We start from the raw sequence: 798 nt of genomic DNA on the forward strand, positions 1-798 counted from the left end.
ACTTGTCAGTATAGTATGTTTTAGAGTTTTTGTCAAGCTTTTTTGCAACTTTTTTTAATCGCATGAAATTCTACAATAGCCTTAAACTTTCTATACAGCTTCAAACTCTCTATACATATTATAACAAATTTAAAAAATTTGTCAACACTTTTTTTATTAAAAAAGCAAATTTTTTTAAAAAAATTTTAGGTTAATTTGTATTTTTAGTAAAATTCGTAAAAAAATGAAAAAAATATGGTGAAATTAATTAAATAAAGTTAGCAAATTTCTGTCATCGCCGTTGCCGAAGGCACGCAAAGCGAGGCGCACAGCGTGTGCGAGCGTCAGCGTGGCAATCTATAATTTCAATCTATCTCATGCGCGTAAGCCATCTTAAACATAGAAACTTCGTCAAATTGTTTCGCTATAAATTGTATTCCTATCGGCATATTGTTTTTATCTACTCCGCAAGGAACGCTCATAGCTGGAAGTCCTACCAAATTTATATTTGAAGTATAACTGTCCGCCAAAAAACTTAAAGCGCTGTCTGTTTTATCTCGCGTTCCCAAAAGTCCCGCCGTCACTGGAGAGGATGGAGAGATTATAACATCGACTTTTTTAAATGCGTTGTCAAAATCCATTTGCATTAATTTTCTTACTTTCAATGCATGCTGATAATGAGTGTAGAAAAATCTTTTTCCCGTTATCAAAGTTCCGAATAATATTCTCGCTCTCGTTTCAAATGCAAGTCCAACGCTCCTTGAAGTATAATAATATTCGTCCAAATTAAAATCGCCTTTTGGATGATAGCCGTATCTT

1 protein-coding gene is annotated in these 798 nt (G+C 33.3%); it reads right to left on the reverse strand.

Going from position 1 to position 798, the window contains the following annotated elements; translation table 11 throughout:
• Window positions 1–344: 344 nt before the first annotated feature.
• A partial coding sequence (locus EZH24_RS12905) for an amidase family protein (protein ID WP_272897907.1) occupies window positions 345–798 on the reverse strand: 454 nt, incomplete at its 5' end.

Origin of the sequence: Brachyspira catarrhinii, assembly GCF_005518285.1 — a bacterium.
Lineage (GTDB): Bacteria > Spirochaetota > Brachyspiria > Brachyspirales > Brachyspiraceae > Brachyspira > Brachyspira catarrhinii.